Origin of the sequence: Dyella sp. (assembly GCF_051962475.1) — a bacterium.
In the GTDB taxonomy this organism is placed as follows: domain Bacteria; phylum Pseudomonadota; class Gammaproteobacteria; order Xanthomonadales; family Rhodanobacteraceae; genus Dyella_A.
Genome location: NZ_JBQCCF010000056.1, coordinates 1 through 12,158 on the forward strand (window position 1 = coordinate 1; position 12,158 = coordinate 12,158).

General features: G+C 69.3%; 13 protein-coding genes and 1 pseudogene. 2 read left to right on the forward strand and 12 right to left on the reverse strand.

Translation table 11 applies throughout. From position 1 onward, the window contains the following. Positions 1 to 115: 115 nt before the first annotated feature. The 9 genes and pseudogenes from ACTHJF_RS12470 to ACTHJF_RS12510 form a co-directional block, all read right to left on the reverse strand. The gene (locus ACTHJF_RS12470) at positions 116 to 472 is read right to left on the reverse strand and encodes a hypothetical protein (RefSeq protein ID WP_440267394.1); all 357 of its coding nucleotides are present in this window, start codon (positions 470 to 472) and stop codon (positions 116 to 118) included. Then, positions 469 to 1,740, reverse strand: coding sequence for a molybdopterin molybdotransferase MoeA (locus tag ACTHJF_RS12475; RefSeq protein WP_440267395.1), 1,272 nt, complete (start codon positions 1,738 to 1,740; stop codon positions 469 to 471). Before ACTHJF_RS12475 ends, ACTHJF_RS12470 begins: the two co-directional genes overlap by 4 nt. A gap of 22 nt (positions 1,741 to 1,762) precedes the next feature. Continuing rightward, positions 1,763 to 2,923 (reverse strand): ThiF family adenylyltransferase, encoded by a 1,161-nt coding sequence (locus ACTHJF_RS12480; protein WP_440267465.1) that lies wholly within the window; start codon positions 2,921 to 2,923, stop codon positions 1,763 to 1,765. A 30-nt stretch (positions 2,924 to 2,953) separates the two neighbouring features. Next, positions 2,954 to 3,358, reverse strand: a pseudogene (locus ACTHJF_RS12485) (molybdenum cofactor biosynthesis protein MoaE); the annotation flags it as partial. After that, on the reverse strand, positions 3,355 to 3,597 hold the full coding sequence (locus tag ACTHJF_RS12490) for a MoaD/ThiS family protein (protein ID WP_440267396.1): 243 nt from the start codon (positions 3,595 to 3,597) through the stop codon (positions 3,355 to 3,357). The gene ACTHJF_RS12490 and the pseudogene ACTHJF_RS12485, both read right to left, overlap by 4 nt. Then, a complete protein-coding gene (locus ACTHJF_RS12495) occupies positions 3,594 to 4,187 on the reverse strand; it encodes an NTP transferase domain-containing protein (RefSeq protein WP_440267397.1) in 594 nt (197 codons plus the stop codon). Before ACTHJF_RS12495 ends, ACTHJF_RS12490 begins: the two co-directional genes overlap by 4 nt. Further along, on the reverse strand, positions 4,184 to 4,681 hold the full coding sequence (moaC, locus tag ACTHJF_RS12500; protein ID WP_440267398.1) for a cyclic pyranopterin monophosphate synthase MoaC: 498 nt from the start codon (positions 4,679 to 4,681) through the stop codon (positions 4,184 to 4,186). Before moaC ends, ACTHJF_RS12495 begins: the two co-directional genes overlap by 4 nt. Before the next feature lie 18 nt (positions 4,682 to 4,699). Then, positions 4,700 to 5,767, reverse strand: a complete 1,068-nt coding sequence (gene moaA, locus ACTHJF_RS12505) for a GTP 3',8-cyclase MoaA (protein ID WP_440267399.1) — start codon at positions 5,765 to 5,767, stop codon at positions 4,700 to 4,702. Position 5,768: 1 nt separating this feature from the next. After that, positions 5,769 to 6,971, reverse strand: a complete 1,203-nt coding sequence (locus tag ACTHJF_RS12510; RefSeq protein ID WP_440267400.1) for a molybdopterin molybdotransferase MoeA — start codon at positions 6,969 to 6,971, stop codon at positions 5,769 to 5,771. Between the two features lie 218 nt (positions 6,972 to 7,189). Here ACTHJF_RS12510 and fdhD point away from each other — a divergent pair, with 218 nt between their 5' ends. Then, positions 7,190 to 8,047, forward strand: a complete 858-nt coding sequence (gene fdhD, locus ACTHJF_RS12515) for a formate dehydrogenase accessory sulfurtransferase FdhD (RefSeq protein WP_440267401.1) — start codon at positions 7,190 to 7,192, stop codon at positions 8,045 to 8,047. After that, complete coding sequence (locus ACTHJF_RS12520) at positions 8,044 to 8,880, forward strand: NAD-dependent protein deacetylase (RefSeq protein ID WP_440267402.1); 837 nt, start codon at positions 8,044 to 8,046, stop codon at positions 8,878 to 8,880. The genes fdhD and ACTHJF_RS12520 overlap by 4 nt, the downstream gene beginning before the upstream one ends. A gap of 22 nt (positions 8,881 to 8,902) precedes the next feature. On the opposite strand, the gene ACTHJF_RS12525 is transcribed toward ACTHJF_RS12520, so the two are convergent. The 3 genes from ACTHJF_RS12525 to guaA form a co-directional block, all read right to left on the reverse strand. Continuing rightward, complete coding sequence (locus ACTHJF_RS12525) at positions 8,903 to 9,772, reverse strand: fumarylacetoacetate hydrolase family protein (RefSeq protein WP_440267403.1); 870 nt, start codon at positions 9,770 to 9,772, stop codon at positions 8,903 to 8,905. A 111-nt stretch (positions 9,773 to 9,883) separates the two neighbouring features. Further along, on the reverse strand, positions 9,884 to 10,375 hold the full coding sequence (gene tadA / locus ACTHJF_RS12530) for a tRNA adenosine(34) deaminase TadA (protein ID WP_440267404.1): 492 nt from the start codon (positions 10,373 to 10,375) through the stop codon (positions 9,884 to 9,886). An 80-nt stretch (positions 10,376 to 10,455) separates the two neighbouring features. Beyond that, on the reverse strand, positions 10,456 to 12,048 hold the full coding sequence (gene guaA, locus ACTHJF_RS12535; RefSeq protein ID WP_440267405.1) for a glutamine-hydrolyzing GMP synthase: 1,593 nt from the start codon (positions 12,046 to 12,048) through the stop codon (positions 10,456 to 10,458). Between the last annotated feature and the right edge of the window lie 110 nt (positions 12,049 to 12,158).

The following is a 12,158-nucleotide window of genomic DNA, read 5'->3' on the forward strand; positions in this document are numbered from 1 at the left end:
CTGGTGGGGATCGAGCACGGCCAATACCCCCGCCGTTGTAGGAGCCCGCTTGCGGGCGATGCTCTTGAGCTTTGATGTGGATTCAGAGCGACAAGCATCGCCCGCGAGCGGGCTCCTACGGGTTGTGGCGGGCGGCTTTGAGGCGGCGGGCGCTGTCGCGGACGTCGACGTCGAACAGCAGGTGCAGGGGCTCGGTTTGCTCGTGGCCGGGTATGGAAAACTGCAGGCCGTCGCGGGTGGGAAGGCGGCTGGCCAGATCACGCACGGCGGCCTCCGGCAGGTGCAGGTGGCATTGCGTGGCGGGGCCATCGAGGCGCGCCGCTTCGTGCGCGTGGAGCTGCAGCGTGCAGCGCAGCATGAATGCTTCGCCCGCCTGCGTGGCCGTGGTCACTTCGCCGCCGCTGAGCAGCGTGGCCAGTTCGTCTTCATCGATGCGCACACGCAGCTGCTGACGATCGAACTGCAATTTCACGATAGCGTCTCCGTGGATTCAGGCCTTGCGCGCAGCGCCAACCCCGTGCCCGCATCGAGGCTGGTGACTTCGACCAGGCGACCGGGCGTGCAATCGCCGGCATTTTCATCGAGCACCACCCAGCCATCGGACTGCGCGAACGGCAGGATGCGGAACGGTTGCTGCTGCGGCACGACCTGGGCATGCAGGCGACCTTCGGCATCCAGTGCGAACGTGGCGCGCAGGAAATGGCGCAAGCCAGCCTTGGGCTGCTGCGGGGTATCGAGCACCGCGTGCAGCGTGGGCTCCGCGCCCTGCCCCTGCATCGCCCGCTGCACCGGCGCGACGAAGAAGCGCATCCCCGCGGCGACCGCCATCGGCGTGCCGGGCAGCGCCATCACCAGCGGACCGCCGGGCAAGCTGGCGGCGAACAGTGGCTTGCCGGGGCGCATCGCGACCTTGTGGAACAGTTCGTGGGCGCCGAGCTGGCGCAACGCGTCGGGTACAAAGTCGTAGCGGCCCATCGACACGGCGCCGGTGCTCACCACCAGATCGGCGCCAGCAGCCTGCGCACGGCGCACCGCGTCGGCGTAGGTCACGGCGGTGTCGTCCACCACCTCGCATGAAAGAACCTGGGCGCCGGCGACGGTGAGTGCAGCACCGAGATACGGCGCGTTCGAGCTGTAGATCTGCCCTTCCACCAGGCGCTGGCGTGGATCGGAAACGAGCTCCTTGCCGGTGCCGATCACCGCGACGCGCGGACGCCGCACGACGGTCACCTCGGCCACGCCGGCAGCCGCGAGCAGCATGAGCTGCGCGGGGCCAAGCCGAACGCCCGCATCGAGCACCACGGCATCGCGCGCCACGTCGACGCCGGCGCGGCGCACGTTCTGGCCTTCGCTGAGCTCATCGCGCAGACGGATGCGCGTGGGCGAGCCGTCTGCCGCAGATGCCAGCAATTCGGTGCGCTCGACCGCGACCACGGCATCCAGCCCGTCGGGCAGGCGCGCGCCGGTCATGATTTCCCAGGCGTCGCCGTGGGCGCTGCGCGCTGCATCGCCCGCGGCCTGCGAGCCGTGCACGGTGTGTTCGCTGCCGGCTTCCAGCGGTTCGGGGGCGGCCAGCGCGTAACCGTCCATGGCGGCATGATCGAACGACGGCAGCGCGACTGGGCTGCGCACCGGCGCGGCAAGCACGCGTCCCAGTGCGTCGATCGCGGCGTAGCGTTCGGCCGGCAGCGGCGAAACCACGCCGAGCAGCCGGGCGATGGCGTCGTGGTAGCGGATCATCGGCGAGGCGCCCGCCGCGGCATCAGGAGGACGCCGGCCGCTCGAGCACCGCCACGCCGCCGGCCAGCGACCAGGCGTCGACACCGCGTTGGCGCAGCGTGCGCGCCGCCTGCGCACTGCGCTTGCCGCTGGCGCATACCAGCAGCACGTGGCGGTCGATGCCAGCCAGTGAACAGGCGGCGATCTGGCCGGAGGGAATGCGCAGCGAGGTGACGTGCAGCGGGGCGACGTCGATCTCGACGGGCTCGCGCACGTCGACCACCGCGTAGCCCGCGGCGATCGCCTCGTCCAGGTGGCGGAAGTGCCGCTCGATCTCGATCTCGCCCTCAGCCTGCGCCTGCTCCATTGCCTGGCGGGCCACGACTACGCAGCCTCCGTGTAGCGCGCAGCCTTGCGCTGCGTCGATCGGCAGGCGCTGGCTGGTGCCGTCGAGCAGGTTCACCAGCTGCAGCGCGTGATCGGTCGGTCGCGGCAGGCCGAGCAGCAGCTTCAATGCCTCCATTGCCTGCATGGTGCCGAGCACGCCAGGCACCGGGCCGAGCACGCCCGATTCCACGCAGCTGCCGGCGAGACCGGCCGCGGGCGGCTGCGGCCACAGGCAGCGCAGACACGGTTCGCCCGGCACGGCGGTCACCACCTGCAACTGGCCCTCGTACTGGTACACGCTGGCCAGCACCAGCGGCGTGCCGGTGAGCACGGCGGCGTCATTGGCGAGGTAGCGGCTGGCCAGGTCGTCGGTGCACTCGACCACCAGGTCGTACTGCGCGAACACATCGAGCGCGGTCTGCGCGGTCAGCGGCTCGGCGTACCTCTGCACCTGCACCGTGGGGTTGAGCGCGGCAACGCGGCGCGCGGCCAGATCGACCTTGCGTTGACCCACGTCGCGCGCGTCGTACATCACCTGTCGATGCAGGTTGCTGGCGTCGAGCACGTCATGGTCGACGATGCCCAGCGTGCCCACGCCGGCACCGGCAAGGTAGCTGATCACCGGCACGCCCAGCCCGCCGGCGCCGATCACCAGCACGCGGGCCCTGGCGAGCTTGGCCTGGCCCGATACGCCGACATCGCGCAGACGAGTCTGGCGTGAGTAGTCGGGGGTGAAATCGACGGCGGCGGTCGCGTGGTGATGCTCGTGCGTGTGCCCATGGCCGTGATGATGGCCGTGCACATGCGGCGCCTCCATCTCGTGCGCGCGCTCGGTGTGCGAGCAGGCGACCCAGGCGGTGTCGCCTTCCAGGTAGTGCTCTTTCTTCCAGATCGGCAGGCGGTGCTTGATCTCGTCGATGATGTAACGGCAGGCGCGGAACGCCTCGTCGCGGTGCGGAGCGGAGGCGCCGATCCACACGGCGAGGTCGCCGATCTTCAGATCACCCACACGATGCACCGCGCTGGCCGCCAGCACGCCGTAGCGCTCGGCCGCCTCGGCCAGGATGCGCTCGCCCTCGGCGATGGCCAGCTCGGTGTAGGCCTCGTACTCCAGGCCGCTCACTTCGCGGCCTTCGTTGTTGTTGCGCACCCAGCCCTCGAACGCGCAAAAGCCGCCGCTGCCGGGATGCTGGAGTTCCTCGCGCAGCTTCGCGAGATCGGCCGGAGCCGCGGTGAGGTCGAAGCGCATCATCCGCCGGCCACCGGTGGGATGAAGACAACGGTGTCGCCGTCGGCGAGCGCGCGGTTCCAGTCGCTAAACTGGGTGTTGACCGCCACCTTGAGCGCGTCGACGGGCAGCGTGAAACCGTGGCGCGCGCGCAGCTCGTCGTAGAGGTCGCGCAACGTGGCGGCGGCGGTGCTCACTTGCTCGACGCTGGCGCCGGCCTGTTCGCGCAGCTGCGCGTAGTACTGCAGGTTCACGCGGGTCATGGCTGCGACTCCAGCTGGCGCTGCATCTGTGCGAATTCCTCCGGGGTGTTGATGTTGTCCAGCGCGTCGCCGGGGGCGGGCAGCAGGACGATGTCGGACTGGATCAGCGCCTTGCGCGGGCAGTAGCTGCCCGCCTCATAGCGGGCTTTCAGCCGGGCGTGGCTGGACGGCTCCCACAGCGCGCACAACGGCTCGGGCAGGCCGTCGAAACGGCTGGTGAAGACGGTGGCGTCCCTGGCCGGATCGCGCGCGGCGATGAGGGCGCGCAGCGTGGTTTCGTCCAGTCGCGGCAGGTCGCAGGCGATCACCAGCCAGGCGGCCTCGGGGTAAGCGTCCTGCGCGGACAGGATGCCCGCGGCCGGCCCGACTGCGTCGTAGGTGTCGACCAGCTGCGGCAGTTGCGCGCGCAGCGGGTCGTCGCGCTGCGTGTCGCGCACCGAGACAAACGCAAGCTCAGTGACCGCCGACAGCACGCGCCATGCGCGCAGCAGCTGAGGCTCGCCGGCGTAGCTGAGCTGCGCCTTGTCGCGCTGCATGCGCTGGCTGGCGCCGCCGGAAAGCAGCAGGCCGTAGATCGGTGCGGTACTCATGCGCTCGCCTGACGGTAGTCGAGGTCGCTCTTGCCGCCGGTCTTGCCGAGCAGGCGCACCTCGGCGATGACGATGTCGTGCGACATCGCCTTGCACATGTCGTACAGGGTGAGCGCGGCGACGCTGGCGCCGGTGAGCGCTTCCATCTCTACCCCGGTGCGCCCCTCGCAGGACACGGTGCAGACGATGCGCGCCTCGACGCCTTCCATCGCGATGTCGATATGGCACTTGTCCAGCGCCAGCGGGTGGCACAGCGGAATGAGCTGCGAGGTGGCCTTGGCGCCCATCACACCGGCGAGGTTGGCCACGGTGAGCACTGCGCCCTTGGGCGTGACGTAGCCGGCGCCGTGCAGCTGCGCGGCGACCTCGGCGGGAAACACCACGCGCGCCTGCGCCTGCGCGGTGCGCCGGGTGACGGCCTTGCCGCCGATGTCGACCATCTGCGGCTGCTGGGCGTCGTCGAGATGGGTGAGCTTGGTGGGAGTACTGGCCATGAAATTCCGTCGGGCGGCTCAGCCGCCGATGTAGTGCATTTCGATCTTGGGACGCGAGCGCTGGCGGCGCTCCTCGCGCTCTTCGCTGTAGCGGTCGGCGCGATTCAGCCACACCTGGCGCAGCCGCTCGCGCACCGCATCGTCACTGCTGCCGTCGCGCAGCGCGGTGCGCAGATCGGTGCCCTGCACGGCGAACAGGCAGGTGTAGAGCGTGCCTTCGGAGGACAGCCGGGCGCGCGAGCAGTCGCCGCAGAACGGCTGGCTCACCGAAGAGATCACGCCGATCTCGCCCTGCCCGTCGCGGAAGCGGAAGCGTGTGGCCACCTCGCCTTCGTACTTGGGCGGCAGCGGGTCCAGCGGCCAGCGCGCGTGGATGGCGGCGATCAGTTCGGCCGAGGGCACCACCGCCTCGCGGTTCCAGTCGTTGCGGTTGCCCACGTCCATGTATTCGATCAGCCGCGGAATGATGCCGGTGCTGCGGAAGCGCTCGATGAGATCGAGCACGCTGTGTTCGTTCACCCCGCGCTGCACGACCGTGTTGAGCTTGACGCCCTGCGGGAAGCCGACCGCCTGCGCCGCCTCGATACCGCCAAGCACGTCGTCCAGCGCGCCGCGGCCGCCGCTCATGCGGTGGAACAGCGCGGGGTCGAGGGTGTCCAGGCTCACGGTGACGCGATCCAGCCCGGCGTCGCGCAGATCCTGCGCATGGCGCGCCAGCAGCACGCCGTTGGTGGTCATCGCCAGGTCGGTAATGCCCGGGATGCGCCGCAGCCGTGCCACCAGCTCGGCCAGCTTGGGCCGCAGCAAGGGCTCGCCGCCGGTGAGGCGCAGCTTGCTCACGCCGAGCGAGGCGGCGAGGCGGCTGATGCGCTCGATCTCGTCGAAGCTCAGCCGCTCGTCGTTGCGCAGGAAGGTGAAGTGCTCGCCGTAGGTGGACTCCGGCATGCAGTACGGACAGCGGAAATTGCAGCGGTCCATCACCGAGATGCGCAGGTCGTGCATCGGACGGCCGCGGCGATCCAGCGGCGGTACGTCCAGCGACGGCGCCTCGACGGCAATCTCGGTGATGTCGTGCGGATCGGTCATGTCACCAGCGGTAGAGGGTAGCTACGGTGCCGGCAGGTGCGGCGTGTTCGGACGGCGCCAGCTCAACCACGCCATCGGTATGCGGCAAGGCGGAGAAATCACCCGAGGTGGGCGCCGGCACCGGCGTCGCCAAAGCGCGACCGGTCTCGTCATGATGCACCCGCACGGGTACAAAACAGGTCAAGGTCGGGCTGACCTGGGCCGGCGCGGCAAGCACCACGCGCTCGCCCGGCCGCGTCGCCACCCCCATCGCCTGCTCCAGCGCCGGCAGCAGGTAGCGCACAGCGCACACCAGCGCCGAAACCGGATTGCCCGGCAACGCGAACACCACCTGCCCCTGCGGCCCGATACCGAACCACATCGGCTTGCCCGGTCGCTGGGCGATACGGTGCAGCACCTTGTCTACGCCCAGCGCGCGCAGCGCCTCGGGCACGAAGTCGCGCTGGCCCACCGACACGCCGCCGGACAGCACCAGCACCTGGCAGGTGGCGAGCAGTTCGGCCAGTCGCGCGGTGGTCGCGGCCAGGTCGTCGGGCACGCGGGTCAGCTGCACGTCGACGAAGCCGCGGTCGCGCAGCGCGGCGGCCAGCGCGCGATCGTTGGAGCGGCGGATCTGCCCGTCGGCCAGCGGCTGCTGGTCGACTTCGGCCAGTTCGTCGCCAGTGGCGATGATGGCGATCTTCGGCACCGCGGCCACCTCGACCTGGGTAACACCATTAGCGGCGAGCACCGCCAGTTCCGGCGCGCGCAGGCGCACGCCCGGGGCGAGCAGCGCATCGCCCTCGCGGCAATCGGAGCCGCGCGGATGGATGAACTGCCGTGCGGTCGGCGTCCAGCCGTCGACCAGCCGGACCTGATCGCCCTCGCGCACGGTCTGCTCCACCGGCACGACGCAGTCGCAGCCGGCCGGCAACATGGCGCCGGTGGTCACCTCGATGCAGTCGGCCGGATCGGTCAGCACCTGGCCGGCCATGCCGGCCATCTGGCGGCCGGCCACCACGAAGTTGCGCCGCAACGGATCCAGCGCGATGGCGATGCCGTCCATCATCACGCGGTCGAACGGCGGCTGGTCGCGCTCGGCCAGCACGCGCTGGCGCAAGACTCGGCCGGCCGCAGCGTCCAGCGACACGCGCTCGCTGGCGAACACGGGCAGCCGTGCACGAATCTGCCGTTCGGCCTCGGTGACGCTGGGGAGCTCGCTCATGGGAAACCTTATCTGCGCGGCCACGACGCCTTGCCGCGTCAGCGCCCAGAGCATGGGGCCGGGGGGTGGCTTTGACAACCGCGGCCAAAGTCGAAAAGCACGCGGCAAACGCCTGTGGCAAGCCATTCGCTGGCGCGTGCGGCGCGGTTACCCGGCACCGTGCGCGTCGCTTGTCGCACACGCATCGAGCCGTCACCTGAGCTCGCTATGATGGCGCGATGAAGCAACCCCCTGCTCCCATCGAGCGCACGCACGGCCACGACGCGCCCGGCACCGTCCAGCGGCGCATCACCCGCTGGCGCCAAGGACGGGTGGAGGAGACCGACGACTGGGTGGCCGAAGAGCAGCCGATCGCGATGACCTACAACGGTCGCTCGTTCGCCGTGATGATGGCCACGCCGCGCGACCTGGAGGACTTCGCGTTGGGCTTTTCGCTCAGCGAGGGGTTGGTGCGCACGCCGGCCGACCTGCTCGACGTGGAAGTGCGCTCGCTGCTCGAAGGCACCGAGCTGGCCATGACCGTGACAGCCGATGCCCACGGCGCCCATCTGGACACCGACGGTCAGCGCCTGCTGCCCGGGCGCAGCGGTTGCGGCATCTGCGGCACGCGCCAACTGGAAACCGCGGTGCGCCAGCCCGGCGCGGTGCACGGCGACGTAGGCCTGACCCACGCCGGGCTCGAACGCGCCTTGGCCAACCTGCAGCAGCGCCAGCCGATGAACGCCGCCACCGGTGCCGTGCATGCTGCCGCATGGGCCACCGCGGACGGCGAAATCGCCTTGGTGCGCGAGGACGTGGGCCGCCACAACGCGTTGGACAAGCTGGTCGGTGCCCTGCACCGCGGCGGTATCGATCCGGCGTCGGGTTTCGCGCTGGTCACCAGTCGCGCCAGCTATGAAATGGTGACCAAGGCGGCCAGCGCGGGGGTGACCGTGCTCGCCGCCATTTCCGCTCCGACGGCGCTGGCGATCGAGTTGGCGAAGAGCGCCGGGCTCACCCTTGTCGGCTTCGCCCGCCCCGGCAGCCACAACGTCTACACCCACCCCGAGCGACTGCATGCGGAGGCCAGCCGGTGAATGCACAGCCCCAGGGAGCGCTGCTGGATACCAGCCTGCGCGCGTTCGTCGACGCCCACCCCCGCCTGTTCGTGCTCACCGGCGCGGGCATCAGTACCGACTCGGGGATTCCCGACTACCGCGACCGCGCTGGCCAGTGGAAGCGCACGCCGCCGGTGACCTACCAGGCCTTCATGTACGAGCTGGCTACACGCCAGCGTTACTGGGCGCGCAGCCTGGTCGGCTGGCGGCGCTTCGGCCGCGCCGAGCCGAACACCACGCACCGGGCCCTGGTAGCGCTGGAGCAGCGCGGCCAGGTGGAGCTGCTGGTCACCCAGAACGTCGACCGATTGCACCAGCGCGCCGGCAGCCAGCGCGTGGTGGACCTGCACGGCCGGCTCGATGAGGTGCGCTGCATGACCTGCGGCTGGCGCCAGGACCGGCACGATTTCCAGCGCGAACTGGTGGCGCGCAACCCGGACTGGACGCATCTGGACGCCGCCGACGCCCCGGACGGCGATGCCGACCTGGACGGCTACGACTTCAGCCGCTTCGACGTGCCGCCCTGCCCGGCCTGCGGCGGCATTGCCAAGCCGGACGTGGTGTTTTTCGGCGAGAACGTGCCGCGCGAACGCGTGGAAGCGGCCACCCGCGCCTGGACGGACGCGGACGCGGTACTGGTGGTCGGTTCTTCGCTGATGGTGTTTTCCGGCTACCGCTTCGTCGCCGCGGCGGCCAAGGCCGGCAAGCCGGTGGCGACGGTGAACCTGGGCGTCACGCGGGCCGATCCACTGGTGACGCTGAAGATCGACGCCCCGTGTGCCGAGGCCATGGCGTTCCTGCTCGACCGCTGACGCCGCTTCAGAAGACGCCGTCTCAGAACACGTCGTTGACCAGCCGGCCGATGCCCTGGATCTCGATCGCCACCTCGTTGCCGCGACGCAGGAAGCGCGGCGGATCGAAGCCGGCGCCGACGCCTTCGGGTGTACCGGTGGCGATGATGTCGCCGGGCTGCAGGGTGATGCCCGCGGAGATCGTGGCGATCAAGGTGGGGATGTCGAAGATCAGGTCGCGCGTGTTGGCCTGCTGACGCAGTTCGTCGTTGACCCAGCAGCGGATGTCCAGCGCCGACGGATCGAGCTCGTCGGCGGTGACCAGTATCGGCCCCATCGGACAGAACGTGTCGAAGGACTTGCCCAGAAACCACTGACCGTGGCGCTGCTGCCAGTCGCGCGCGGTGACGTCGTTGACGATGGTGTAGCCGAACACGTGCGCCATGGCCTGCTCGCGACGGATGCCGCGACCGGCCCGACCGATTACCACCGCCAGTTCGGCCTCGTAATCCACGGCCTGGCTGGTGCCTTCGGGGTACAGGATGGTCTCCCCGTGGCCGATGACCGACTCGGGCACCTTGGTGAACACCATGGGGTATTCCGGCACCGCGTCGGCCGAGGAGGTGTCGAAGCCGCTGCGGGCGAACTCCTCCGCATGGCGCCGGTAGTTCTTGCCGACGCAGAAAATGTTGCGCGCCGGACGCGGAATCGGCGCAAGCAAATCCACTTCCACCCGCGGAATGGCGGGGCGCATCACGCTTGGGGTGACCGCATCGAGCCCTTCACGGATCACGGTGAGCATGTCCGGCACCGGATCGCCATCGTATAGATCCAGCGGCCGTATCCGCGCGCCGTTCAGGTCGAGTGCGCCGACGCCAGTCATGCCGTGGTGCAGGTAAGTGACAAGTCGCATTGGCAGTCCCGGCCGCGTCCGAAAGAGGGGCTCGCGCGCCTTCGGCCCCGCGATAATGTGAATTCGATCACATTCGGGCGCCCCAGGTAAAACCGGGGAACGAGGCGCCGATCAGCGCCGGGCGCGAAAGAAATTGCGCAGCAGCTGCGCCGACTCGTCCGCCAACAGGCCGCCCTGCACCGTGATGCGGTGGTTGTGCCGCGGGTCGGTGAGCGTGTCGAACACGCTGCCGGCGGCGCCGGTCTTGGGATCGGTGGCAGCGTAAACCACCCGCCCGATGCGCGCGTGCACCAGCGCCATCGCGCACATGGCGCACGGTTCCAGCGTCACGTAGAGCGTGGCCCCCGGCATCCGGTAGTTCGCCAGCTTCTCGCCCGCGGCGCGCATCGCCATGATCTCGGCGTGGGCGGTGGGATCGTGCAACGTGATGTTGCGGTTCCAGCCCAGGCCGACGATCTCGCCATCGAGCACCAGCACCGCCCCCACCGGCACCTCGTCCTCCGCATCGCGGGCGTGCTCGGCCAGCTGCAGGGCGCGCCGCATGTGGGCGACGTCGTCCTCGTTGAACCCGGGCGACGCTACAGAGGCTTCTTCTTCCGACATATCAGTAATTTAGGCAATGTTCGTGAGAAATGGGCGGGCGCGCCTCATCCAGCGAAACGCGCACAAACCCTTGTTTTCACTCATTCCCACTCGATGGTTGCGGGCGGCTTGCCGCTGATGTCATAAACAACGCGAGATATGCCGCGCAACTCATTGATAATTCTGTTTGAAACCTTGCCGAGGAACTCGTACGGCAGGTGCGCCCAGTGGGCCGTCATGAAGTCGATGGTCTCCACGGCGCGCAGCGCGATCACCCATTCGTAGGCGCGTGCGTCGCCTACCACGCCCACCGATTTCACCGGCAGGAACACGGCGAAGGCCTGGCTGGTCTTGTCGTACAGGTCCCAGGCGCGCAGTTCCTCGATGAAGATGGCATCGGCGCGGGCCAGCAGCTCGGCGTATTCCGGCTTCACTTCGCCCAGGATACGCACGCCCAGGCCCGGGCCGGGGAACGGATGGCGGTAAACCATGGCGCGCGGCAGGCCGAGTTCGACGCCGATGCGGCGCACCTCGTCCTTGAACAGCTCGCGCAGCGGCTCGACCAGCTTGAGCTTCATGTGCGCCGGCAGACCGCCCACGTTGTGGTGGCTCTTGATCACGTGAGCCTTGCCGGTCTTGCTGCCTGCGGACTCGATCACGTCGGGGTAGATCGTGCCCTGCGCCAGCCACTTCACGTTGCCGCCGCTGGCGATGATCTTCTCCGACTCCTCGTCGAAGATCTCCACGAACAGGCCGCCGATGATCTTGCGCTTGGCCTCCGGGTCGCTCACGCCGGCCAGCGCGGCGAAGTAGCGCTCGGCCGCGTTCACGCGGATCACCTTGATGCCCATGCCGCCCTTCTCGGCCTCGGCGGCGAACATGGCCATCACCTGGTCGCCCTCCTGCCAGCGCAGCAGGCCGGTATCGACGAATACGCAGGTGAGCCGGTCGCCGATCGCCCGGTGCAGCAGCGCGGCCACCACCGAGGAATCCACACCGCCGGAGAGGCCCAGCAGCACGTGGTCGTCGCCCACCTGCTCGCGCACGCGGGCGATCTGGTCTTCGATGATGTTGGCCGCGGTCCACAGCGTGGCGCAGCCGCAGATCTCGGTGATGAAGCGCTTGAGCAGCGCGCTGCCCTGCCGGGTGTGGGTGACCTCGGGATGGAACTGCACGCCGTACCAGCGCTTGTCCTCGTTCTCCATCACCGCGACCGGGATGCGGTCGGTGGTGCCGGTGATGGCAAAGCCCGGCGGCGCCTTGGCGACGTGGTCGCCGTGGCTCATCCACACGTCGAGGCGATGGCTGTCGGTGTGGTCGCTCAGGCCCGCGAACAGCCGGCTCTGCAGGGTGATGTCGACCTCGGCGTGGCCGAACTCGCGCGCATCGGCCGCTTCGGTGGCGCCGCCCAGCTGTGCGGCCATGGTCTGCATGCCGTAACAGATGCCCAGGATCGGCAGGCCTGAGTCGAACACTTCCTGCGGCGCCCGGGGCGAACCTTCCTCGGTGGTCGACTCCGGACCGCCGGAGAGAATGATGCCCTTGGGCGCGAACGCGGCAATCTCCGCCGGATCGTGGTCCCACGCCCAGATCTCGCAGTACACGCCCAGCTCGCGCACGCGGCGGGCGATCAGCTGCGTGTACTGCGCGCCGAAGTCGAGGATGAGGATCTTGTCGCTGTGGATATCGGTCATGGCTTGCTGCTCCCGATCCCCGACTCAGCCCTGCAGCTCCCTCTCCCCCGGCCAAGCCGGGGGAGAGGGTTGGGGTGAGGGGGCGCTTTGGCTTTATGGATGGGCAAAGG